The sequence below is a fragment of the Pseudomonas sp. LBUM1669 genome (assembly GCF_059695705.1).
Genome location: NZ_CP166784.1, coordinates 420332 through 443129, shown reverse-complemented (window position 1 = coordinate 443129; position 22798 = coordinate 420332). Strand labels below are relative to the sequence as shown.

General features: G+C 60.3%; 16 protein-coding genes. 2 read left to right on the top strand and 14 right to left on the bottom strand.

Translation table 11 applies throughout. The annotated features are described in order from the left end of the window. Positions 1–6 precede the first annotated feature (6 nt). Positions 7–1233, top strand: a complete 1227-nt coding sequence (locus ACA051_RS02065) for an MFS transporter (protein WP_497375491.1) — start codon at positions 7–9, stop codon at positions 1231–1233. A gap of 174 nt (positions 1234–1407) precedes the next feature. Here the strand turns inward: ACA051_RS02065 and hemE are convergent, their stop codons facing one another. The 11 genes from hemE to ACA051_RS02010 all read right to left on the bottom strand — a co-directional run bounded on the left by hemE (position 1408) and on the right by ACA051_RS02010 (position 17220). Then, positions 1408–2475 carry a uroporphyrinogen decarboxylase gene (hemE, locus tag ACA051_RS02060; RefSeq protein ID WP_497307257.1) on the bottom strand — a complete coding sequence of 356 codons (1068 nt, stop codon included), beginning with the start codon at positions 2473–2475 and terminating at the stop codon, positions 1408–1410. A gap of 252 nt (positions 2476–2727) precedes the next feature. Further along, a complete protein-coding gene (locus ACA051_RS02055) occupies positions 2728–4146 on the bottom strand; it encodes an FAD-dependent oxidoreductase (protein ID WP_497373307.1) in 1419 nt (472 codons plus the stop codon). Positions 4147–4179: 33 nt separating this feature from the next. Continuing rightward, entirely contained in the window at positions 4180–8625 is a 4446-nt protein-coding gene (gene gltB / locus ACA051_RS02050; RefSeq protein WP_497307253.1) for a glutamate synthase large subunit, read from the bottom strand. Positions 8626–8975: 350 nt separating this feature from the next. Beyond that, positions 8976–10574, bottom strand: coding sequence for an SPOR domain-containing protein (locus ACA051_RS02045; RefSeq protein WP_497307251.1), 1599 nt, complete (start codon positions 10572–10574; stop codon positions 8976–8978). Positions 10575–10584: 10 nt separating this feature from the next. Further along, on the bottom strand, positions 10585–11685 hold the full coding sequence (aroB, locus tag ACA051_RS02040) for a 3-dehydroquinate synthase (RefSeq protein WP_497307249.1): 1101 nt from the start codon (positions 11683–11685) through the stop codon (positions 10585–10587). Between the two features lie 151 nt (positions 11686–11836). After that, positions 11837–12355, bottom strand: coding sequence for a shikimate kinase AroK (gene aroK, locus ACA051_RS02035; RefSeq protein ID WP_010464421.1), 519 nt, complete (start codon positions 12353–12355; stop codon positions 11837–11839). 4 nt (positions 12356–12359) lie between these two features. Then, positions 12360–14432 carry a type IV pilus secretin PilQ gene (locus ACA051_RS02030; protein WP_497307248.1) on the bottom strand — a complete coding sequence of 691 codons (2073 nt, stop codon included), beginning with the start codon at positions 14430–14432 and terminating at the stop codon, positions 12360–12362. Positions 14433–14445: 13 nt separating this feature from the next. Then, the gene (locus ACA051_RS02025; RefSeq protein ID WP_497373305.1) at positions 14446–14973 is read right to left on the bottom strand and encodes a pilus assembly protein PilP; all 528 of its coding nucleotides are present in this window, start codon (positions 14971–14973) and stop codon (positions 14446–14448) included. Then, the gene (gene pilO, locus ACA051_RS02020) at positions 14970–15593 is read right to left on the bottom strand and encodes a type 4a pilus biogenesis protein PilO (RefSeq protein WP_497307244.1); all 624 of its coding nucleotides are present in this window, start codon (positions 15591–15593) and stop codon (positions 14970–14972) included. Before pilO ends, ACA051_RS02025 begins: the two co-directional genes overlap by 4 nt. Further along, a complete protein-coding gene (locus tag ACA051_RS02015; protein ID WP_497307242.1) occupies positions 15590–16156 on the bottom strand; it encodes a PilN domain-containing protein in 567 nt (188 codons plus the stop codon). Before ACA051_RS02015 ends, pilO begins: the two co-directional genes overlap by 4 nt. After that, the gene (locus ACA051_RS02010; RefSeq protein ID WP_497307241.1) at positions 16156–17220 is read right to left on the bottom strand and encodes a pilus assembly protein PilM; all 1065 of its coding nucleotides are present in this window, start codon (positions 17218–17220) and stop codon (positions 16156–16158) included. Before ACA051_RS02010 ends, ACA051_RS02015 begins: the two co-directional genes overlap by 1 nt. A 217-nt stretch (positions 17221–17437) precedes the next feature. Here ACA051_RS02010 and ACA051_RS02005 point away from each other — a divergent pair, with 217 nt between their 5' ends. Beyond that, positions 17438–19882 (top strand): penicillin-binding protein 1A, encoded by a 2445-nt coding sequence (locus ACA051_RS02005; protein ID WP_497375489.1) that lies wholly within the window; start codon positions 17438–17440, stop codon positions 19880–19882. 256 nt (positions 19883–20138) lie between these two features. On the opposite strand, the gene ACA051_RS02000 is transcribed toward ACA051_RS02005, so the two are convergent. From ACA051_RS02000 to rpmE, 3 genes are all read right to left on the bottom strand, one after another. After that, complete coding sequence (locus tag ACA051_RS02000) at positions 20139–21407, bottom strand: malic enzyme-like NAD(P)-binding protein (RefSeq protein WP_010464435.1); 1269 nt, start codon at positions 21405–21407, stop codon at positions 20139–20141. Between the two features lie 182 nt (positions 21408–21589). Continuing rightward, entirely contained in the window at positions 21590–22390 is an 801-nt protein-coding gene (locus ACA051_RS01995) for a thermonuclease family protein (RefSeq protein ID WP_497373303.1), read from the bottom strand. Positions 22391–22404: 14 nt separating this feature from the next. Then, entirely contained in the window at positions 22405–22635 is a 231-nt protein-coding gene (gene rpmE, locus ACA051_RS01990; RefSeq protein WP_008080648.1) for a 50S ribosomal protein L31, read from the bottom strand. Between the last annotated feature and the right edge of the window lie 163 nt (positions 22636–22798).

Here is a 22798-nt window from a genome sequence, read left to right as displayed (position 1 = left end):
GCGGCGGTGGACGATGTTGTCGCCGAATTGAAAGAGATTTACATCGAGAAAGGCACGCCGATGTTCATGCGCACGGTACTGGCGCTGTTCTCCGGCGGCTTCGCGACCTTCGCCCTGCTCTACTGCGTGCAGCCGATGATGCCGCTGCTGTCCCACGAGTATTCGATCAATGCGGCGCAGAGCAGCCTGATCCTGTCGGTGGCCACCGGCATGCTCGCCATTGGCTTGCTGATCACCGGCCCGATTTCCGATCGTGTCGGACGCAAACCGGTGATGGTGGCGGCGCTGTTCGCTGCTGCGTTGTGCACCATGGCCAGCGCGATGATGCCAAGCTGGCAAGGCGTGCTGGTGATGCGGGCGTTGATCGGGTTGTCGTTGAGCGGCCTGGCGGCGGTCGCCATGACGTACCTGAGCGAAGAGATCCACCCGCAACACATCGGCCTGGCGATGGGCTTGTACATCGGCGGCAACGCGATTGGCGGGATGAGCGGGCGCTTGATCACCGGTGTGTTGATCGACTTTGTCAGTTGGCACACGGCGATGCTGGTGATCGGCGGTTTGGCGCTGATCGCGGCGACGGTGTTCTGGAAAATCCTCCCCGAATCACGCAACTTCCGCGCTCGCTCGCTGCACCCGCGCAGTCTGGTTGATGGCTTTACCATGCACTTTCGCGACGCCGGTCTGCCGCTGCTGTTCCTAGAAGCTTTCGTGCTGATGGGCGCGTTTGTCACCCTGTTCAACTACATCGGCTATCGCTTGCTGGCCGAGCCGTATCACATGGACCAGGTATTTGTCGGTCTGCTGTCGGTGGTGTACCTGTCGGGTATCTACAGCTCGGCGAAAATCGGCTCATTGGCCGACCAACTGGGCCGGCGCAAAGTGCTGTGGGCGACAATTGTGCTGATGCTCGCCGGCCTTGCGCTGACGATGTTCACACCGCTGCCGCTGGTGATTATCGGCATGTTGATCTTCACCTTCGGCTTCTTCGGCGCGCACTCCGTGGCCAGTAGCTGGATCGGACGGCGGGCGATAAAGGCCAAGGGGCAGGCTTCGTCGCTTTACCTGTTCAGCTATTACGCCGGATCGAGTATTGCGGGGACAGCGGGCGGGGTGTTCTGGCACTTGGGCGGATGGAACGGCATCGGCTTGTTCATTGGTGCGTTGCTGGTGATTGCGCTACTGGTGGCGTTGAAGCTGGCGAAGTTGCCGCCACTCGGCGATTTAAAAACCTGACACAAATCCCCTGTGGGAGCGGGCTTGCTCGCGAAAGCGGTTCGTCAGGCAACATCGATGCTGACTGACACCCCGTCTTCGCGAGCAAGCCCGCTCCCACCTTTGACCGAGTACGACCCGATTCCCCAAACAAAAACGCCCGGCATAAGCCGGGCGTTTTTTATTGGGCGACGATCACTCGTGATATTGCGCCGACAGCTCATGCACCGCGCGCATGAACGCCCCCGCATGTTCCGGATCAACTTCCGGCGTGATGCCATGACCGAGGTTGAACACGTGACCACTGCCCTTGCCGTAGCTCGCGAGGATGCGGCCGACTTCGGCGCGAATGGCTTCTGGCTTGGCGTACAGCACGGTCGGGTCCATGTTGCCTTGCAGGGCGACTTTGTTGCCAACGCGCCGGCGGGCTTCGCCGATATCGCAGGTCCAGTCCAGGCCCAAGGCGTCAGCACCGGCGTCGGCGATGCTTTCCAGCCACAGGCCGCCATTCTTGGTGAACAGGATGACCGGCACTTTGCGGCCTTCGTGTTCGCGGATGAGGCCGCTGACGATTTTGCGCATGTAGGCCAGGGAGAACTCCTGGTACGCCGCCGCCGAGAGGTTGCCGCCCCAGGTGTCGAAGATCTGCACCGCTTGCGCGCCGGCCATGATCTGGCCATTGAGGTAGCTGGTGACCGACTGCGCGAGCTTGTCCAGCAGCAGGTGCATGGCTTGCGGGTTGTCGTAGAGCATGGCTTTGGTCTTGCGGAAGTCTTTCGACGAGCCGCCTTCGACCATGTAGGTGGCCAGGGTCCATGGGCTACCGGAGAAGCCGATCAGCGGCACGCGGCCGTTCAGTTCGCGGCGGATGGTGCTGACCGCGTCCATGACGTAGCCGAGGTCTTTGTGTGGATCCGGAATCGGCAAGGCTTCGATGTCGGCCATCGTACTGACGACTTTCTTGAAGCGCGGACCTTCACCTGTTTCGAAGTACAGGCCTTGGCCCATGGCATCCGGGATGGTGAGGATGTCGGAGAAGAGGATCGCCGCGTCCAGTTGCGGATAGCGGTCGAGCGGCTGCATGGTGACTTCGCAAGCGAACTCCGGGTTCATGCACAGGCTCATGAAGTCACCGGCCTTGGCACGGCTGGCGCGGTATTCCGGCAGGTAGCGACCGGCCTGACGCATCATCCATACCGGCGTGACGTCTACGGGTTGCTTGAGCAGGGCGCGAAGGAAACGGTCGTTCTTCAGGGCAGTCATGTCGGCATCCGGAAAAAAAGTGCGGGCATTTTCTCAGAGCGCGACGCAAAAGGCACGGTTGCAGGTCAGCCTTTTGTCTATCGGGTCAATTTGTCGCGGTGGAACACGGCTTTCGCAACACCACAAAACCAATGTGGGAGCGGGCTTGCTCGCGAAAGCTGTGTGTCAGTCGAAATCAATTTTGACTGTTACTCCGCTTTCGCGAGCAAGCCCGCTCCCACATTTTGATCCCATTTCACGTCAGGATCGGGGTTAGACGCCCAGGTAATCCAGGATCCCTTCAGCCGCATTGCGGCCTTCGAAGATCGCCGTTACCACCAGGTCAGAACCGCGAACCATGTCGCCACCGGCGAAGATTTTCGGGTTACTGGTCTGGTGCTTGTATTTACCCTGCTCCGGTGCCACTACGCGGCCCTGGCTGTCGGTCTGGATGCTGAACTGCTCGAACCAAGGCGCCGGGCTTGGACGGAAACCGAAGGCGATGACCACGGCGTCGGCCGGGATGATCTCTTCGGAGCCCGGGATCGGCTCAGGGCTGCGACGGCCACGGGCGTCCGGTTCGCCGAGACGGGTCTCGACCACCTTCACGCCTTCGACCTTGTCCTCACCAACAATGGCGATCGGCTGGCGGTTGTAGAGGAATTTCACGCCTTCTTCCTTGGCGTTCTTCACCTCTTTGCGCGAGCCCGGCATGTTCGCTTCATCACGACGATAGGCGCAGGTCACCGACTTGGCGCCCTGGCGAATCGAGGTGCGGTTGCAGTCCATCGCCGTGTCGCCGCCACCCAGTACCACGACCTTCTTGCCTTTCATGTCGACGAAATCTTCCGGCGACTTTTCAAAGCCCAGGTTGCGATTGACGTTGGCGATCAGGAAGTCGAGCGCGTCATGCACGCCCGGCAAATCTTCACCGGCAAAGCCGCCCTTCATGTAGGTGTAGGTGCCCATGCCCATGAACACGGCATCGTATTCTTCGAGCAGTTGCTCGACGGTCACGTCCTTGCCCACTTCAGTGTTCAGGCGGAACTCGATGCCCATGCCGGTGAAGACTTCGCGACGATTGCTCAGCACGGTCTTTTCCAGCTTGAACTCGGGGATGCCGAAGGTCAGCAGACCGCCGATTTCCGGGTTCTTGTCGAACACCACCGGGGTCACGCCGCCACGTACCAGCACGTCGGCACAGCCCAAACCGGCCGGGCCTGCGCCGATCACTGCAACACGCTTGCCGGTCGGTATGACCTTGGACATGTCCGGGCGCCAGCCCATGGCGAACGCGGTGTCGGTGATGTATTTCTCGACCGAACCGATGGTCACCGCGCCGAAGCCGTCGTTGAGGGTGCAGGCACCCTCGCACAGACGATCCTGCGGGCACACTCGGCCGCATACTTCCGGCAAGGTGTTGGTCTGGTGCGACAGTTCGGCGGCCTGGAGGATGTTGCCCTCGGCCACCAGTTTCAGCCAGTTCGGAATGAAGTTGTGCACCGGGCACTTCCATTCGCAATACGGGTTACCGCAACCCAGGCAGCGGTGGGCCTGATCGGCCGAATGCTGGGGTTTGAAGGGTTCGTAGATCTCCACGAACTCTTTCTTGCGTTGACGCAACAGTTTCTTCTTCGGATCTTTGCGCCCGACGTCGATGAACTGGAAGTCGTTATTCAGACGTTCAGCCATTGTTAAAACCTCATCAAACTCTTCAGGCGCATATCACTGCGGGTTGGCACGGGTGCTGGAAAGCAACGATTTCAGGTTGGCAGCCTTGGGCTTGACCAGCCAGAAACGACGCAGATAGTCATCGAGGTTTTCAGCGAGGTTACGGCCCCATTCGCTGTCGGTTTCCTCGACGTATTCGTTCAGCACGCGTTGCAGGTGGCTGCGATAGGCTTCCATCGCCTCACCGCTGATCCGCTGGATTTCCACCAGTTCGTGGTTGACCCGGTCAACGAAGCTGTTGTCCTGGTCGAGCACGTAGGCGAAACCGCCGGTCATGCCTGAGCCGAAGTTGTAACCGGTCTTGCCCAGGACGCAGACGAAACCACCGGTCATGTACTCGCAGCAGTGGTCGCCCGTGCCTTCCACAACCGTGTGGGCACCGGAGTTACGCACGGCAAAACGCTCGCCCGCGGTGCCGGCGGCAAACAACTTGCCGCCCGTGGCGCCGTACAGGCAGGTGTTGCCGATGATGGCACTGTCCTGAGTCTTGTAGACGCTGCCCTTCGGCGGAACGATAACCAGCTTGCCGCCGGTCATACCCTTACCGACGTAGTCGTTGGCGTCGCCTTCCAGGTACATGTTCAGGCCACCGGCGTTCCACACACCGAAGCTCTGACCGGCCGTCCCTTTGAAGCGGAAGGTGATCGGCGCGTTCGCCATGCCTTGGTTGCCGTGCTTGCGGGCGATTTCGCCGGAGATCCGCGCACCAATCGAACGGTCGCAGTTGCAGATACTCAGCTCGAAATCAGCGCCGCTCTTGTCGTTGATGGCCGAAGTGGCCATGTCGACCATTTTCTCGGCCAACAGGCCTTTGTCGAACGGCGGGTTGCGGTCGACCTGGCAGAACTGAGGCTTGTCTGCCGGGATGTGATCGCTGCCCAGCAATGGCGTCAGGTCCAGGTGTTGCTGCTTGGCGGTCTGGCCTTCGAGGATGTCCAGCAGATCGGTACGACCGATCAGCTCTTCGAGGGAACGCACGCCCAGCTTGGCCAGCCACTCACGGGTTTCTTCGGCGACGTAGGTGAAGAAATTCACCACCATGTCGACGGTACCGATGTAGTGATCCTTGCGCAGCTTCTCGTTCTGAGTCGCGACGCCGGTGGCGCAGTTGTTCAGGTGGCAGATACGCAGGTACTTGCAGCCCAGGGCGATCATTGGCGCGGTGCCGAAGCCGAAGCTTTCAGCGCCGAGGATCGCAGCCTTGATCACGTCGAGGCCGGTTTTCAGGCCGCCGTCGGTTTGCACCCGGACTTTACCGCGCAAGTCGTTGCCACGCAGGGTCTGGTGGGTTTCGGCCAGGCCGAGTTCCCACGGTGCGCCCGCATATTTGATCGAGGTCAGCGGCGATGCGCCGGTGCCACCGTCGTAGCCGGAGATGGTGATCAAGTCCGCGTAGGCCTTGGCCACACCGGCGGCGATGGTGCCGACGCCCGCTTCTGCGACCAGCTTCACCGAAACCAGAGCCTTCGGGTTGACTTGTTTCAGGTCGAAAATCAGCTGCGACAAGTCTTCGATCGAGTAGATGTCGTGGTGCGGCGGCGGCGAAATCAGGGTCACGCCCGGCACGGCGTAACGCAGCTTGGCGATCAGACCGTTGACCTTGCCGCCTGGCAGCTGACCACCTTCACCAGGCTTGGCGCCCTGGGCGACTTTGATTTGCAGCACTTCGGCGTTGACCAGGTATTCCGGAGTTACACCGAAACGGCCAGTCGCGACTTGCTTGATTTTCGAGCTCTTGATAGTGCCGTAGCGCGCCGGGTCTTCGCCGCCTTCGCCGGAGTTGGAACGCGCACCGAGGCGGTTCATGGCTTCGGCCAGGGCTTCGTGAGCTTCTGGCGACAACGCACCAAGGGAGATGCCCGCGGAGTCGAAGCGCTTGAGCACCGATTCCAGCGGTTCGATCTCGCTGATGTCCAGCGGCGTGTCGAGGGTCTTGACCTTGAACATGTCGCGGATCATCGACACCGGACGGTTGTCCACCAGCGCCGTGTATTCCTTGAACTTGCTGTAGTCGCCCTGCTGCACAGCGGCTTGCAAGGTGCTGACCACGTCCGGGTTGTACGCGTGATATTCGCCACCGTGGACGAACTTCAGCAGACCGCCCTGCTGGATCGGCTTGCGCGGGCTCCAGGCTTCGGCGGCCAGGGCTTTCTGCTCGGCTTCGATGTCGACGAAACGCGCCCCCTTGATGCGGCTCGGAACGCCACGGAAGCTCAGTTCGCAGACTTCTTCAGACAGGCCGATGGCCTCGAACAATTGCGCACCGCGGTACGAGGTGATGGTCGAGATACCCATCTTCGACAGGATCTTGAGCAGACCTTTGGTGATGCCTTTGCGGTAGTTCTTGAACACCTCATAGAGGTCGCCCAGGACTTCACCGGTACGGATCAGGTCGCCCAGCACTTCGTAGGCCAGGAACGGATAGACCGCCGAGGCGCCGAAACCGATCAGCACTGCAAAGTGATGCGGGTCGCGAGCCGTCGCGGTTTCCACGAGGATGTTGGAGTCGCAACGCAGGCCTTTCTCGGTCAGGCGGTGGTGCACCGCGCCGGTGGCGAGCGAAGCGTGGATCGGCAACTTGCCCGGGGCAATGCGACGGTCACTCAGCACGACCTGGGTGCGGCCGGAGCGCACGGCTTCTTCAGCCTGATCGGCGACGTTGCGGATGGCCGCTTCGAGGCCGACGCTTTCGTCGTAGTTGAGGTCGATGATCGCACGCTCGAAGCCCGGACGATCCAGGTTCATCAGCGAACGCCACTTGGCCGGGGAAATGACCGGCGAGCTGAGGATCACGCGCGAGGCGTGTTCCGGCGACTCCTGGAAGATATTGCGCTCGGCACCGAGGCAAATCTCCAGCGACATGACGATGGCTTCACGCAGCGGGTCGATCGGTGGGTTGGTGACCTGCGCGAACTGCTGACGGAAATAGTCGTACGGCGTACGCACGCGCTGGGACAGCACGGCCATCGGCGTATCGTCGCCCATCGAGCCGACGGCTTCGTAGCCTTGCTCGCCGAGCGGACGCAGCACCTGATCACGTTCTTCGAACGTGACCTGGTACATCTTCATGTACTGCTTGAGCTGGTCCACGTCGTAGAACGCCGAACCGTGGTCGTTGTCTTCCATGGTCGCCTGGATGCGCAGGGCATTCTTGCGCAGCCATTGCTTGTACGGATGACGGGACTTCAAGCGGTTGTCGATCGCGTCGGTGTCGAGGATCTGACCGGTTTCGGTGTCCACGGCAAAGATCTGACCTGGGCCTACGCGGCCCTTGGCGATCACGTCCTCAGGCTGGTAATTCCAGACACCGATTTCGGAAGCCAGGGTAATGAAGCCGTTTTTGGTGGTGACCCAACGCGCCGGACGCAGACCGTTACGGTCGAGCAGGCACACCGCGTAACGACCGTCGGTCATTACCACGCCGGCCGGGCCGTCCCACGGTTCCATGTGCATCGAGTTGTATTCGTAGAACGCCCGCAGATCCGGGTCCATGGTTTCGACGTTCTGCCACGCAGGCGGAATGATCATCCGCACGCCACGGAACAGGTCGATGCCACCGGTGACCATCAGCTCGAGCATGTTGTCCATGCTGGAGGAGTCGGAACCGACACGGTTGACCAGCGGGCCGAGCTCTTCCAGGTCCATCAAATCGTTGCTGAACTTGGTGCGACGGGCCACGGCCCAGTTGCGGTTGCCGGTGATGGTGTTGATCTCGCCGTTGTGCGCCAGGAAGCGGAACGGTTGAGCCAGCGGCCATTTCGGCAGGGTGTTGGTGGAGAAGCGCTGGTGGAACACACAAATCGAGGTTTGCAGGCGCTGGTCGCTGAGGTCTGGATAGAAGGCGGTCAAGTCCGCCGGCATCATCAGGCCTTTATAAATGATGGTCTTGTGCGAAAAGCTGCAGATGTAGTGATCGGTGTCGGCGGCATTCGCCACGGACGAGCGACGACGGGAGGTGAACAGCTTGATCGCCATGTCCTGGTCGCTCAGGCCTTCACCGCCGATGTACACCTGTTCGATCTGCGGCAGGCGCTCCAGGGCCAGGCGGCCGAGGACGCTGGTGTCGATCGGCACTTTGCGCCAGCCGACGAGTTGCAGGCCGGCAGCGAGGATCTCGCGATTCATGTTCTCGCGAGCGGCTTCGGCTTTGACCGGGTCCTGGTTGAAGAAGACCATGCCTACGGCATATTGCTTGGGCAGTTCGACGCCGAAGGTTTCCTGGGCGATGGCTCGCAGGAACACATCCGGCTTTTGAATAAGCAGACCGCAACCGTCACCGGTCTTGCCGTCGGCGTTGATCCCACCGCGGTGGGTCATGCAGGTCAGGGCCTCGATGGCCGTTTGCAAAAGGGTATGACTGGGCTCGCCCTGCATATGAGCTATCAGGCCGAAACCGCAGTTATCCTTGAATTCATCTGGTTGGTACAGACCTGCTTTCATAGACACTTTCTCACCAGGCTGCCTCTTTTCGAGGCAAATTTCTTTTCAATTCAACCACTTGCGATCCGCGCCGAACGTTCGTCGGCTTAGCGGGGGCAAAAGGGTGGTCATTGTACACAGCGACACAGAGGCTCACAAATTTGACGACGAACTGTCGCAAATCTATGTCGCATTTGTGAAAGGTTTAAAGCGATCTGCTGTGCTAGTCAAAACTTTTTTAATTTTGACCGCAACGACTCAAAGACTACTGTAACGCAGACACCACAAGGCACGCGGCCTGGAGAGGCGGCGCGCACTTGCAGAAATTTTGAGGTGCTTGGAGAGGCGGCCTGGGTAAGGCCGCCGAATCTTCAGCGAGTTGTTGCCAGTTCCTGTTGGACGCTGGCGACAGTGCGAGGCCAAGGTTTACCAGCCTGAACCTTCGCTGGCAAGGCCTTGATGGCGGTCAGGGCTGCATCGCGGTTGGCGAAGTTACCGTAGGTGATGACGTAAAGCGGCTTGCCGTTGAGGACTTTCTTGAAATAACGGTACTCACCGCCTTGCTCTTTCACGAAGTTTTGCGCGGTCGCTTCGGAGCTGGTGCCGAGGATCTGCACCACGTAGTTGCTTGTAGGCTGCCCGGCGTACCAGGTGCCACCGGCGCCTTTCGCAGGAGCGGCGGCTGGCTTCTCGACCGGCTTGGCGGTAGCCACGACGGCCGGCTTGGCTGGCGCTGGAGTCGGCTTCACGGCAGGCGCAGTCGGGACTGGCTTGGCGGTCGCGACCTGAGTCGGCGCTGGGGCCGGTTTAGCGGCAGGCGTTGGCGCAGGGCCAGGCTGGATGCCCGCCGGCGGCGCAGTGGTGGTCACGGTTGGCGGTGTAGCGCTGGAACCTTCGACCGGCACACCGTCGTCGCCTTCGGTAATGCCACCGGCTGCTTCGGCCAGCGGACCGCGCATGACCGGTTGCGAGTTGCCGACCAGCGGCAATGGCATCGGTTGCGAATTACCGGCGAATTCGACGGAAGGCGCACCGCCGCTGTTCGGTTGCGGCGTGCCCTGGCCGAGTGGCAGTTGCGCCTGTTCGTTGGCAGGCGCGCCGGTGGTCGGTGCTTTGCTGCGCCCCGGCATCAACCAGGCGGCGGCTACCGCGACCACGACGACGGCGGAAATCGCCAATACGTGTTTCTTCGGCATGTTGAACCCCATACTTGGACGCTTGACCGCTGAGCGGCTGGCAATCATGGCTTCGATCATTGCATCGCGGGCAACCTGGTTGATGGTGCCAGGCCAGCCGTCGGAGCTTTCGTGAATATCAGAGATCTGTTCTGCGGTGAAAAGTTCGATACCCCGGCCGGCGCCTTCGAGCCGCTGGTCCAGGTATTCGCGGGTTTCTTCTTCGGTGTAAGGCTGCAACTCGATGACGTGGAAGCGCTCTTCCTCGAGGCTCAGCGCATCCAGTTGCGCAATCAGCGACGACTCACCGAACAGGAACACATGCGGACGACCTTCCGGCGCACCGGCGGCCAGCGCCAGCAGGGCCTCCAGCGCGGACTCGTCGAGCTGCTCGGCGTCATCCACCAGCAAATAGACTTCCTGCCCGGTAAGCGCAAGCTGCACGACCTGGGCCAGAATCGCGTTGACCTCAGCCTGGGCGACGTTCAGCGCCTGGGCCACCTGACGCAGCACGCCGGCCGCATCGCCAGCACCACGGGCGGAAACCACCACGCTTTGCACCGATTGCTTGTTGGTGCTGGCTACCAGGGCTTGGCGCAACAGGGTCTTGCCGCTGCCCTGCGGGCCGGTAACCACCAGCAGCAACTGGCTGTAACGTGCCAGGTGATGCAGTTGCCCCAGCACCGGTTTGCGCTGGGCCGGGAAGAATTTGAAGCCAGGCACCCGTGGAGCAAAAGGGTCATGACTCAACTGGTAATGGCCGAGGAAAGCCTCGTCGGCATGCAAACTAGTCATCGGGATCTTATTAACCTTTAAGCTGAGCCAGGGCGCGGTAATCCGCTCCCAGCGTGGCCTGTAAAACTTCTTTCGGATAATCGTCGGTCACCACTGCTTCGCCCATGCGGCGCAGCAGCACCAGGCGTAAACGACCGTCGATCACTTTCTTGTCAATTGCCATGTGTTCGAGAAAATCGGCTTCGGTCATCTCTTCCGGTGGGATGACCGGCAGGCCGGCACGCTGAAACAGGCGAATGCCGCGATCGCGCTCTTGCTCGCTGATCCAGCCCAGTCGCGCGGACATTTCCAACGCCATTACAGTGCCAGCAGCGACGGCTTCACCATGAAGCCAGACACCATAGCCCATATGGGTTTCGATAGCGTGGCCGAAGGTGTGACCCAGGTTCAACGTGGCGCGAACACCTGTCTCCTTCTCGTCAGCACCGACGACCTCGGCCTTGGCCGCACAGGAACGCTCGATGGCATACGTCAGGGCGACCTGGTCCAGGGCGCGCAGGCGATCGACGTTTTCTTCGAGCCAGGTCAGGAACGGCTCGTCGCAGATCAGCCCGTACTTGATGACTTCCGCCAGCCCCGCAGAGAGTTCGCGGGCCGGCAGGGTATTGAGGGTCGCGGTATCGATCAGCACGACGTTCGGCTGATAGAACGCGCCGACCATGTTCTTGCCCAGCGGATGGTTGATCCCGGTCTTGCCGCCCACAGAGGAGTCGACTTGCGACAGCAACGTGGTCGGGACCTGAATGAAATCAACACCGCGCTGATAGCAGGCAGCCGCGAAACCGGCCATGTCACCAATCACACCGCCACCGAGGGCGATTACCGTGGTACGGCGGTCGTGGCGTGCAGTCAGCAGGCCGTCGAAAATCAGTTGCAGGGTTTCCCAGGTCTTGAAGGCTTCGCCGTCTGGCAGCACCACGGAAATCACCGAGAACTGCGCGAGGCTGCGGGTCAGACGTTCAAGATAGAGCGGCGCAACGGTCTCGTTGGAGATGATCGCTACTTGCCGCCCGCGAATATGCGGGGCCAGCAGCTCAGGCTGATCCAACAAACCTTCGCCAATGTGAATCGGGTAGCTGCGCTCGCCTAGATCGACCTTGAGTGTCTGCATGTGTCCCCACAGTGAAGATGGAATCAGGCGTCCTGCCTTGAGTTAACGAATGTCCACGGCGTCTGCTGGTGTGACGCCGTTCGGTAGCCATCCGCCACAACCTTGAGCGGTCGTGACCGGACGCCGAGGATAGCGCATTTCGCGCTGCGCTTTAACGGGGAGGTAGCTGCTGCAAGCGCTCGAGAATATCGAGCACGACCATTCGCGGCGGCCGCTCATCGGTTTCCACCACCAGGTCGGCGATTTCCCGATACAGCGGATCGCGGATCGCCAACAGATCCCGAAGGGTCTTGGCCGGATCGGCGGTGCGCAACAAGGGTCGATTGCGATCGCGGGACGTGCGGCCGACCTGCTGCTCGACTGATGCATGCAGATAGACCACCCGCCCCCCGGCGTGCAGCGCCCGACGATTGGCTTCGCGCATCACCGCGCCGCCACCGGTCGCCAGCACCACGCCATCGCAGCCGCACAGCTCGGCAATCATCGCCTGCTCGCGGTCACGAAAGCCTGGTTCGCCTTCTTTATCGAAAATCCACGGGATATTGGCGCCCGTGCGCAATTCAATTTCCTTATCGGAATCTTTGAACGGCAGGCGCAGCTCTTTGGCCAGCAACCGGCCGATGGTGCTTTTTCCAGCCCCCATCGGTCCAACAAGAATCAAATTTCGCACAGAATCAATGACTCACAGCAATCGCCTGGTTATTCATGATACGCGGAGTGAGAAATACCAGCAGCTCGGATTTTTTCTCCGAAACCACGTCACGCCGGAAAAGGCGGCCAAGATACGGCACATCACCGAGAAATGGCACCTTATCTACAACCTTGCTCTGAGTATTTGAGAAAACCCCGCCGATCACGATGGTCTCGCCATCATTGACCAAGACCTTGGCATTGACCTCGTTTTTCTTGATCGGTGGTACATCCTGGACCTTGTTCAGGTAGTCCGGCTCATCCTTGGTGACTTTGACCTCCATGATGATCCGGTTGTCCGGGGTGATCTGCGGCGTAACCTCAAGGGACAGCGACGCCTCCTTGAACGACACCGACGTGGCACCGCTGGAGCTGGCTTCCTGATAGGGAATCTCGGTGCCTTTAAGGATTTTCGCGGTTTCCTTGTCGGACGTGACCACCTTGGGTTGCGAGACGATTTCGCCGTTACCGGTCTTCTCCATCGCGGTCAACTCCAGGTCCAGCAGCACGTTATCGGTGATGAAGGCGATGCCGATCCCCGAGGTGTTGCCCGCAGCGCCCAGGTCGACAAACGGCGAGTTGGTGCTGGTGCTGCCCGGAGTACCGATAGTGGTCGACGAACCATTGCTGACGCCGGATGTGTTCCAGTTGCCCTTGTTCTGCACCGAACCACCCCAGCGCACACCGAGGCTTTTGTCGTAGTCGACGTTGGCTTCGACGATTCGCGCCTCGATCATCACCTGACGCACCGGGATATCCAGTTGCGCGACGATGCGACGAAGTTCGTCGAGTCGGTCCTGGGTCTGGTAGGCAATGATGTTGTTCGTCCGCTCATCGACCGTAATCGAGCCCCGCTCGTCGATTTTCGATTCGGCACTGGTCACCGACGTGAACAGCTTGGCGATGTCCGCAGCCTTGGCGTAGTTGACCTGCAGCAATTCACGACGCAAAGGCGCCAGTTCGGAAATCTGCTTCTGCGATTCCAGTTCCTGACGTTCACGCGCGGCGATTTCATCGGCCGGCGCCACCAGCAGGACGTTGCCGATCATGCGTTTGTCCAGGCCTTTGGTTTTCAGCACCAGGTCCAGCGCCTGGTCCCACGGCACGTTCTGCAAACGCAAGGTGATGCCGCCTTGCACCGTGTCGCTGGCCACCAGATTGAGGTTGGTGAAATCGGCGATCAGTTGCAGCACCGAACGCACGTCGATGTCCTGGAAATTCAGCGAGAGTTTTTCACCGGTATAGGCAAAGCGTTCGGCGTTGCGCTTTTGCAGGTCATCGACGGTCATTGGCCGAATGCTGACTGTCAGCTTGTTGTCGGTCTGATAGGTCGAATAATCGAACGCTCCGCTGGGCTCGATACTGATCGTGGCCCGATCGCCCGTGGCGCTGGCATTGACGAACTGCACTGGAGTGGCGAAATCCTTGACGTCCAGTCGCACGCGCAACGGCTCTGGCAATTGGGTTTTGGCGAAACCGAGGATGATCTTGCCGTCGCGCTCCTGGATGTCCGGGGCGATGGACGGATCCGACAGATCAATCACCACGTTGCCTTCACCCTGAGTGCCGCGCTGGAAATCCACACCGCGGATGGCCTTGCCGACGGGCGCATAGGCTTTCGTCGGGGCGGGCGCTGCAGTCGCTGCGCGGGTAGTCGGCCGGGGCGCTTTGTTGTTGGCGCCTTGCCCGACCACCACGATCAGGTTGTTGCCCTCGACACGGGCGCTGTACGGGGTCAACTGGGTTAGATTGATGATTAGCCGCGTCCGGTCCTTGGCTTCCACCACCGTCGCGCTACGGGCATTGCCGCCGCCCAGCTCACGACTCTTGCTCGAAAGCTGATTGACCACGCCGGGCAGATCCAGCGCGATTCGTGCAGGCGACTCGGTCGTATAACCGTGAGGTTGCGGTGGCGGGCCATCGAAAGACAACTTCAACTCGACACGATCACCCGGCAGCGCGGCGACATCCAGCGCTTTGAGGTTGGCCGCTTGTACCATCGGCGACAGCAACGCTATCCATAGCGAGATACCGAGGGTTGAGAAAATCCTGTTCATTATTCGAGTTCCACTATGAGTGCTCTTTCAAAGGGATGGTCCGTGGCCGTTCCAGCCAGGCACCTTCGCCGTCGGGAACGATTTCGACCACATCGACTTGCGAGCCGCTGATGGCGACGATCCGTCCATCGTTACGCCCCAGGTAATCGCCGACTTTCAGCCGATGCACCCCGCCTGCCCCGCGCAACAGCGCAAAGGAGCCGGTCGCATTGGAGATCGTGCCGACCATTTCAAACTGCTCGATGTTGAAACCTTCGAGGTATTGCCGGGCGCGGTTGGGGTCGGGCTTGACGTTGCGCGAGCCGCGCTTCTGCCCCGCCAGGTCGACCCTGACCTGCCGGGAAAACGGGCTGCGCAGGTTGGCAGCGCTGTAGGTGAATGTGGGGTAAGACCGGAACGTCGGCGTTGGTTCAATCTTGCCCGGCGGCCTGAGACGCACTTCATTCATGAAAGCGTCGAGGTCGCCGACGTCATTGCCGTTGCCGCAACCGGCCAGGCCAGCGAGCAACACAACCATCAACAAGCAACGAATCGGGTTCATTTCTGCAACCCCTTGTCGTTGTAGCGATAGGTCTTGGCAAGGATGCTCATGCGCAGTTTCGGGCCGCCCTCGGGGTCGGCCGGCGCAAGGTCGAAATCATGCAGCGTAACGATCCGCGGCAACCCGGCCACGCCACTGACGAACGTCGCCAGGTCGTGATAGGCACCCGTCACGGTGATCTGGATCGGCAGTTCGATGTAGAACTGCTGGGTTACCTCCGGCAGCAGCTTGATCTCTTCGAACTCCAGCCCGCTACCGAGGCCAGTGCGGGTGATGTCCTCCAGCAGCCCGGGCACTTCGGTGTCACTGGGCAATTGCCGCAGCAGCACGCCAAAAGAGTTCTCCATCTCTTTCATCTGTTGGGTATACAGCTCCAGGTTTGCCGCCATGTGCGCCTTGTTCGCGAATTGCTCCTTGAGGGTCGACTCCTCTTCACGCTTGAGTTCGAGGTGATCTTCCTGATCGCTGATGTAAAAGGTGTAACCGAGGGCCAACACCAGAACCACGAGCAAGCCCCCCGCCAGCGCCTTGATCGCCGGAGGCCAGGAACCCATGTTGTTGGTGTCCAGATCGTTGATGTCGATCTTGCGCAGGCCTTCGAACCATTCCGAGGGGCTCATTTGCCAGCCTCCACAACGGCGGGCTGAGTCTGACGGACGGTCAACTGAAAGACGTTGGCCTGATCCAGCTGACCGGCGGTGGTGGCTTTGACTTCCGTGAGACTCGGCGCATCGAACCAGTCGGACGCATCCAGATTGCGCATCAGGTCCGAAACACGATTGTTCGATTCCGCCGCGCCGGTGATGGACAGGGTTTTGCCGGCCATTTTCACTTCGGTGAAATACACCCCGTCCGGCAGGGTACGCGCCAACTGATCGAAAATCCGCCCGCTGATCGGACGGTTGCCTTGCAGGTCCTGGATGATGCGCATGCGCTCGACGAGCTGCTGGCGACGGGACTTCAAGTCGCTGATCTGCTTGATGCGCTCGTCGACCACGGCAATCTGTTTGCCGATGAAATCGTTACGCGCCACTTGTCGGTCAATGGCGCCACTGATGACCTGGTCGGCAATGAAAATCGCGCCCACCGAACACGCCAAAACGCCGACCAGTGCCAGCAAAAAGCGTTTGCGACGCTCTTCACGAAGTTCTTCGCGCCAGGGTAAAAGATTGATCCGCGCCATCAGTCGAAACTCCTGAGCGCGAGCCCGCAGGCGATCATCAGTGCTGGCGCATCGCTTGCCAGGGCCCCGGCGTTGACCTTGCTGCTCAACGCCATGTCGGAGAACGGATTGGCCACCTGGGTCGGCGTGCCCAACCGCTGTTCGATCAGGCGATCAAGCCCCGGGACCGACGCGGTACCGCCAGCCAGCAGGATGTGATCGACCGCGTTGTACTGACCGGAAGCGAAGAAGAACTGCAGCGACCGGGAAACCTGCTGCACCAGCGCCTCGCGAAAAGGCTGCAAGACTTCGCTGACGTAGTCATCCGGCAACCCGCCCTGCTTCTTCGCCAGCCCCGCCTGCTCGATGGTCAGGCCATACCGGCGCTGGATTTCCTCCGTGAGCTGACGACCGCCGAACAATTGTTCCCGGGTGTAGATGATCCGCCCGTTGTACAGCACGCTCAGGGTGGTCATGGTCGCGCCGATGTCGACCACCGCCACGGTCAGCCCCTCCTGCGAGACCGCCAGTTGACCGGCCAGCAGGGAGAACGATCGCTCCAGCGCATAGGCTTCGACGTCCACCACTCGCGCCGTCAGGCCGGCCAGCGCCAGGGCAGCCTCACGCACCTCGACGTTTTCCTTGCGACAGGCCGCCAGCAGCACATTGACCCGCTCGGGGTTACGCGCCGACACGCCCTGGACTTCGAAGTCGATGGCGACTTCGTCCAAAGGATAGGGGATGTACTGATCGGCCTCGATCTTCAGCTGGTTTTCCATCTCGTCGTCGGAAAGACCTGCGTCCATCTCGATGGTTTTGGTGATGACTGCCGAACCGGCGACGGCCACGGCGACATTCCTGAGGTTGGTTTTGGCCTTGAGCAGCACGCGCGCGAGTGCCTGGCCCACGCCTTCGAGTTCGGCGATATTTTTTTCGACCACTGAGTTAGCGGGCAAGGGCTCGACCGCATAGGCCTCGACCCGATAACGCTCACCCTGGCGACTGAGCTCAAGCAGCTTCACCGACGTGGAGCTGATGTCGATGCCCAGAAGCGTATTGGCTTTTTTATTGAAGAGTCCTAGCACTACCAATTCCCTATGACTATCCGTGTCTTACGGACTCTGTAATACCCGTTGCGTTCAAACCACCCGTCTTGACAGCAGCGCAAATGACGCCCTCGACGGAAAAATGCTTATAATGCCCAGCGTTTTTTTCCGGTTTTACTGCAAGCGCGGGTTGCTCCCTGTTTATCTGAACCCTGTTGCCTAATTCATTCTTTGCCCTGGATATCCCAAAGCCTTGATTCGTCTGCTGAAATTTTTCGGTTGGTCCATCGTCGCCGTTTTCTGCGGACTGCTCCTTGGTCTGAGCGGCGCGTTTCTTTACCTTAGTCCGGGATTGCCATCTGTGGAGGCTCTGCGAAGCATCCAGTTGCAGATTCCATTACGGGTATACAGCAGCGACAACAAGCTGATCGCAGAATTTGGCGAAATGCGCCGCACACCGATCCGTTTCGCCGACATTCCCCCCAATTTCATCAATGCGTTACTAAGTGCTGAAGACGACAATTTCGCCAACCACTACGGTGTCGATCCCAGCAGCCTGATGCGCGCAGCGACCCAACTGATAAAAAGCGGACACATCCAGTCCGGTGGCAGCACTATCACCATGCAGGTGGCGAAGAACTTCTTCCTGACCAGCGAACGCAGTTTCTCGCGCAAAACCACCGAAATCCTCCTGGCCCTGCAGATCGAACGGCAGCTGAACAAGGACGAGATCCTCGAGCTGTACGTCAACAAGATTTACCTGGGCAACCGCGCCTACGGCATCGAAGCCGCCGCGCAGGTTTACTACGGCAAATCGATTCGCGACGTCAGCCTGGCGCAGATGGCGATGATCGCCGGCCTGCCAAAAGCCCCTTCGCGCTTCAACCCGCTGGCCAACCCGGCCCGCAGCAAGGAACGTCGCGACTGGATCCTGGGGCGCATGTACAAACTCGGCAAGATCACCGAAGCCGACTACACCACCGCGATCAACGAACCGCTGAACGCCAGTTACCACGTGCCGACCCCGGAAGTGAACGCCCCGTACATCGCTGAAATGGCCCGCGCCGAAATGGTCGGCCGCTATGGCAGCGATGCGTACACCGAAGGTTTTCGCGTGACCACGACGGTGCCGAGCAATCTTCAGGAAATGGCCAACACTGCGGTGCACGAAGGCTTGATGACCTACGATCAGCGTCACGGCTATCGCGGTCCTGAGTCGCGCCTGCCGGGCAAGACTCGCGAGGCCTGGGCCACCGAACTGACCAAACAGCGGACCATCAGCGGCCTTGAGCCGGCCATTGTCACTCAGGTCGACAAGAACGGCCTGCAAGTGATCACCCGCACCGGTGACGAACACATCGGCTGGGACAGCATGAAATGGGCCCGTCCATTCCTGAACACCAACAGCATGGGCGCCAATCCGAAGCAGCCGTCGGACGTGGCTCAGGTCGGTGACCTGATTCGCGTGCAGCGCCAACCGGATAATTCGCTGAAATTCAGCCAGATCCCGCAAGCGCAAGGCGCGCTGGTTTCCCTGGATCCGCAGAACGGCGCCATTCGCTCGCTGGTCGGCGGTTTTGCCTTCGAGCAGAGCAACTACAACCGCGCCATGCAGGCCAAGCGTCAGCCGGGCTCGAGCTTCAAGCCCTTCGTGTACAGCGCCGCGCTGGATAACGGCTACACCGCCGCCAGCCTGGTGAACGATGCGCCGATCGTGTTCGTCGATGAATACCTGGACAAGGTCTGGCGCCCGAAGAACGACACCAACACCTTCCTCGGCCCGATCCGCCTGCGTGAAGGGCTGTACAAGTCGCGCAACCTGGTATCGATCCGACTGGTACAGGCGCTGGGCATTGATCGCACCATCGACTACATCAGCAAGTTCGGCTTCAACAAGCAGGACCTGCCACGCAACTTGTCCCTGGCCCTGGGCACCGCGACCCTGACGCCAATGGAAATCGCCACCGGCTGGAGCACCTTCGCCAACGGTGGCTACAAAATCAGCCCGTACATCATCGACAAGATCGAAAGCCGCAATGGCGACACGCTGTTCGTCGCCAACCCGCCGAGTGTTCCTCAGGGCGACACAGCGACCAACGGCATCGCCGCACCGACCGACGCCCAGGCGTTCACGGTCAATGCGACGCCGGGGGAAGCGCCGGCCGCACCCGGCACTGCGCCGCAAACGCCGGCCGTGGCCGAACGCATCGTCGACGGTCGCACCACTTACATCCTCAACAGCATGCTTGAGGACGTGATCAAACTCGGCACCGGCCGCCGCGCACTGGCCTTGGGTCGCAGTGACATTGCGGGCAAGACCGGTACCACCAACGAATCCAAGGACGCCTGGTTCTCCGGCTACAACGCCGATTACGTGACCACCGTCTGGACCGGGTTCGATCAGCCTGAAAGCCTGGGCAAACGCGAGTTCGGTGGCACCGTCGCGCTGCCGATCTGGATGAACTACATGGCTGCCGCGCTCAAGGACAAGCCGCCCCACACCCAACCAGAGCCGGAAGGCATTCTCAGCCTGCGGGTTGACCCGGTCAGCGGCCGCGCGGCCAGCCCAGGCACGCCAGGCGCGTACTTCGAGCTGTTCAAGGCCGAAGACACGCCTCCGTCGGTGAATGAGCTGGGTAACGGCAATGCGCCGGGCAGCCCACTGCCTGCGGATGAAGCGGCGCCGATCGATTTGTTCTGATCGCGTAGCGCAACGCAAAAGCCCCGCCTTCGGAAGAAGAGCGGGGCTTTTTATGGCCTGCAGGTTTTGCTTTGTCCTTGAGGGCCTCTTCGCGGGCAAGCCTCGCTCCTACGGATATGGAAAGTTCCCAGCGTTTGCCCCTGTAGGAGCGAGGCTTGCCCGCGAAGAGGCCCTTACAGACACCACAAAAACCACAGACAAAAAAAAGCCCCGACTCACTACGAATCGGGGCTTTCGGTTGAAGCGCTACAACGGCTTAGCCGTTGAACACGTCATCCACGCTTTTCAGCGGGTAGTTCTTCGGATACGGCAGGGTCGCTACGCCGGTCTCGATGGCAGCCTTGGCCACGGCATCGGAGATCACGGTTATCAAGCGAGCATCCATTGGCTTCGGAATGATGTACTCACGACCGAACTCCAGCTTGATGCCGCCGTAGGCGTCGCACACTTCCTGAGGAACCGGCAGCTTGGCCAGTTCACGCAGGGCGTTGGCCGCTGCCACTTTCATCTCTTCGTTGATGCGCTTGGCGCGAACATCCAGGGCTCCACGGAAGATGAACGGGAAGCCCAGTACGTTGTTGACCTGGTTCGGGTAGTCCGAACGGCCGGTCGCCATGATCACGTCGTCACGGGTGGCGTGCGCCAGTTCCGGGGCAATTTCAGGATCAGGGTTGGAGCACGCGAACACGATCGGGTTGGCCGCCATGGATTTCAGGCCTTCAGCGCTCAACAGGTTCGGGCCGGACAGGCCAACGAACACGTCAGCACCGGTCAGGGCGTCAGCCAGGGTGCGCTTGTCGGTCGCGTGAGCGAAGACAGCTTTGTACTGGTTCAGGTCGTCACGGCCGGAGTGGATCACACCGGTACGGTCAACCATGAAGATGTTTTCGATGTTGGCACCCATGCTCACCAGCAATTTCATGCAGGAGATGGCGGCCGCACCGGCGCCCAGGCAGACAATCTTGGCGTCAGCCAGGGTTTTGCCAGCGATTTCCAGGGCGTTGATCATGCCGGCAGCAGTAACGATCGCGGTGCCGTGCTGGTCATCGTGGAATACTGGAATGTCGCACTGCTCGATCAGAGCGCGTTCGATCTCAAAGCACTCAGGCGCCTTGATGTCTTCCAGGTTGATGCCACCGAAGGTGATGGAGATACGCTTGACGGTGTCGATGAAGGCTTGCGGGCTTTCGGAGTCGACTTCGATGTCGAAAACGTCGATGCCGGCGAAGCGCTTGAACAGCACGCCCTTACCTTCCATCACTGGCTTGGAAGCCAATGGGCCGAGGTTACCCAGGCCGAGAATCGCGGTGCCATCGGAAATGACTGCAACCAGGTTGCCTTTGCCGGTGTATTTGTAGGCCAGTTCAGGATCGCGGGCGATTTCGCGTACTGGTTCGGCTACGCCGGGGCTGTAGGCCAGCGACAGGTCGCGGGCGGTAGCGGTGGCCTTGGTGAGCTCGACACTCAGCTTCCCTGGACGAGGATGGGCGTGATATTCGAGAGCGGCAGTTTTCAAATCAGACATGTGGGCATTCCGCTTTTACTGTTGGACAGACGGACCGCCGAGGATACGCGTGTCGCAAAGTCCCCACAAGACTGACCAGTCACCCCTGTCAAGCGCCCTGCCTTACGACTTTGGGCCAAGAGCCGCGAAACACAAGGGATAGACTGTTCACAATCTCCATAAAAAATGTCTACAATTTTTTATCAGGGTGCCGCTTGTAACATCGCCGGATCGGTCAGCGGTAGAAGCCAGCGCGCCTGCCCGGATTTCAAACCGCCCCGACGCGATCGATCCACCACCCAGCCACGCGCCTCGATCTGCCTGCCCTTCAGCCGTTCAAGCGATGCAACATCGAACTGCTCGAGCAAATTGGGTGCAACGCGCAATACAACCGCGTCCTGCAACTCAATCCAAACCCCGCCGCGATTGCGCTGAACCTTGCTCACGCGACCACTGAGCACGGCAAAACCGGAGGCGTTGATCTGCTCCGCTTTCAGTACAGGCGATTGCCGCCACAGGCCAAGGCCGGCCTGACGGGCGCTGCGTTCGGCGGCTTGCTGGCAGCTGACCAAATCGACATTCGGCGCAACCGCCACTTGAAAACCAAGGCCCTCGGCGAGCATCTGCGCTTCGAGGTTGGCGCCATTGGCGCCATAGACATGGGCCAGCGTGCGACCGTAATGATCTTTGCTCTCTTTACCGGGCAGTAAACCCACACGCCCGTCGCTGGCCGCCACCAGCGCTTCCAGGCGTTTGCGTGCGGCCACGGCGAACGGCTCGTCGGAACGGCCCTGCTTGCCCAGCTCAGGCGTATTCAAGCCGATCATGCGTACACTGCGGCCATCGCTCAGGCGCAGGGTGTCGCCATCCACCACACGCTGCACCGCCACCGAGGTCAGCCCGCTCGGCGCCGGACAGAAGGCCTGGGCACCGGAAAGCCAAATCGCAGACACAAAAAAGGCGCCCGCAAGGGACGCCTTTTTCAACAGCAAGGTAAAGCCCATGGGGCTTTTCAACCTTACTCTGCAGCAGCAGGAGCTTTCTTGCCGAAAGCGCCGAAACGGTCTGCGAAGCGCTGTACACGACCGCCAGTATCCAGAGTCTTCTGCTTACCGGTGTAGAACGGGTGGCACTCGTTGCATACGTCAGTACCCAGTGGCTTGCACAGGTTCGAACGAGTTTCGAACTTGTTGCCGCAGCTGCAAGTTACTTCGATGGTTTCGTACGCTGGATGGATATCGGCTTTCATGGTGTATTCCTCAGGCTAGTGTGCCGCCACTCAACACTATTGTTGAATACCGCACATAATTAGGCCGCGGATTCTACCAGACCTTTGCGATCACGCAAGCTGTCCCTTACACCGACCGTCTGCTAGGCTCCCGGCCTTCTTCACCGTCCCATCATCGAGTAAA

Coding starts and splice junctions, on each gene's coding strand:
- hemE (WP_497307257.1), bottom strand. CDS start 2,475: ATGACTGCCCTGAAGAACGACCGTTTCCTTCGCGCCCTGCTCAAGCAA.
- ACA051_RS02055 (WP_497373307.1), bottom strand. CDS start 4,146: ATGGCTGAACGTCTGAATAACGACTTCCAGTTCATCGACGTCGGGCGC.
- gltB (WP_497307253.1), bottom strand. CDS start 8,625: ATGAAAGCAGGTCTGTACCAACCAGATGAATTCAAGGATAACTGCGGT.
- ACA051_RS02045 (WP_497307251.1), bottom strand. CDS start 10,574: ATGACTAGTTTGCATGCCGACGAGGCTTTCCTCGGCCATTACCAGTTG.
- aroB (WP_497307249.1), bottom strand. CDS start 11,685: ATGCAGACACTCAAGGTCGATCTAGGCGAGCGCAGCTACCCGATTCAC.
- ACA051_RS02030 (WP_497307248.1), bottom strand. CDS start 14,432: ATGAACAGGATTTTCTCAACCCTCGGTATCTCGCTATGGATAGCGTTG.
- ACA051_RS02025 (WP_497373305.1), bottom strand. CDS start 14,973: ATGAACCCGATTCGTTGCTTGTTGATGGTTGTGTTGCTCGCTGGCCTG.
- pilO (WP_497307244.1), bottom strand. CDS start 15,593: ATGAGCCCCTCGGAATGGTTCGAAGGCCTGCGCAAGATCGACATCAAC.
- ACA051_RS02015 (WP_497307242.1), bottom strand. CDS start 16,156: ATGGCGCGGATCAATCTTTTACCCTGGCGCGAAGAACTTCGTGAAGAG.
- ACA051_RS02000 (WP_010464435.1), bottom strand. CDS start 21,407: ATGTCTGATTTGAAAACTGCCGCTCTCGAATATCACGCCCATCCTCGT.
- ACA051_RS01995 (WP_497373303.1), bottom strand. CDS start 22,390: ATGGGCTTTACCTTGCTGTTGAAAAAGGCGTCCCTTGCGGGCGCCTTT.
- rpmE (WP_008080648.1), bottom strand. CDS start 22,635: ATGAAAGCCGATATCCATCCAGCGTACGAAACCATCGAAGTAACTTGC.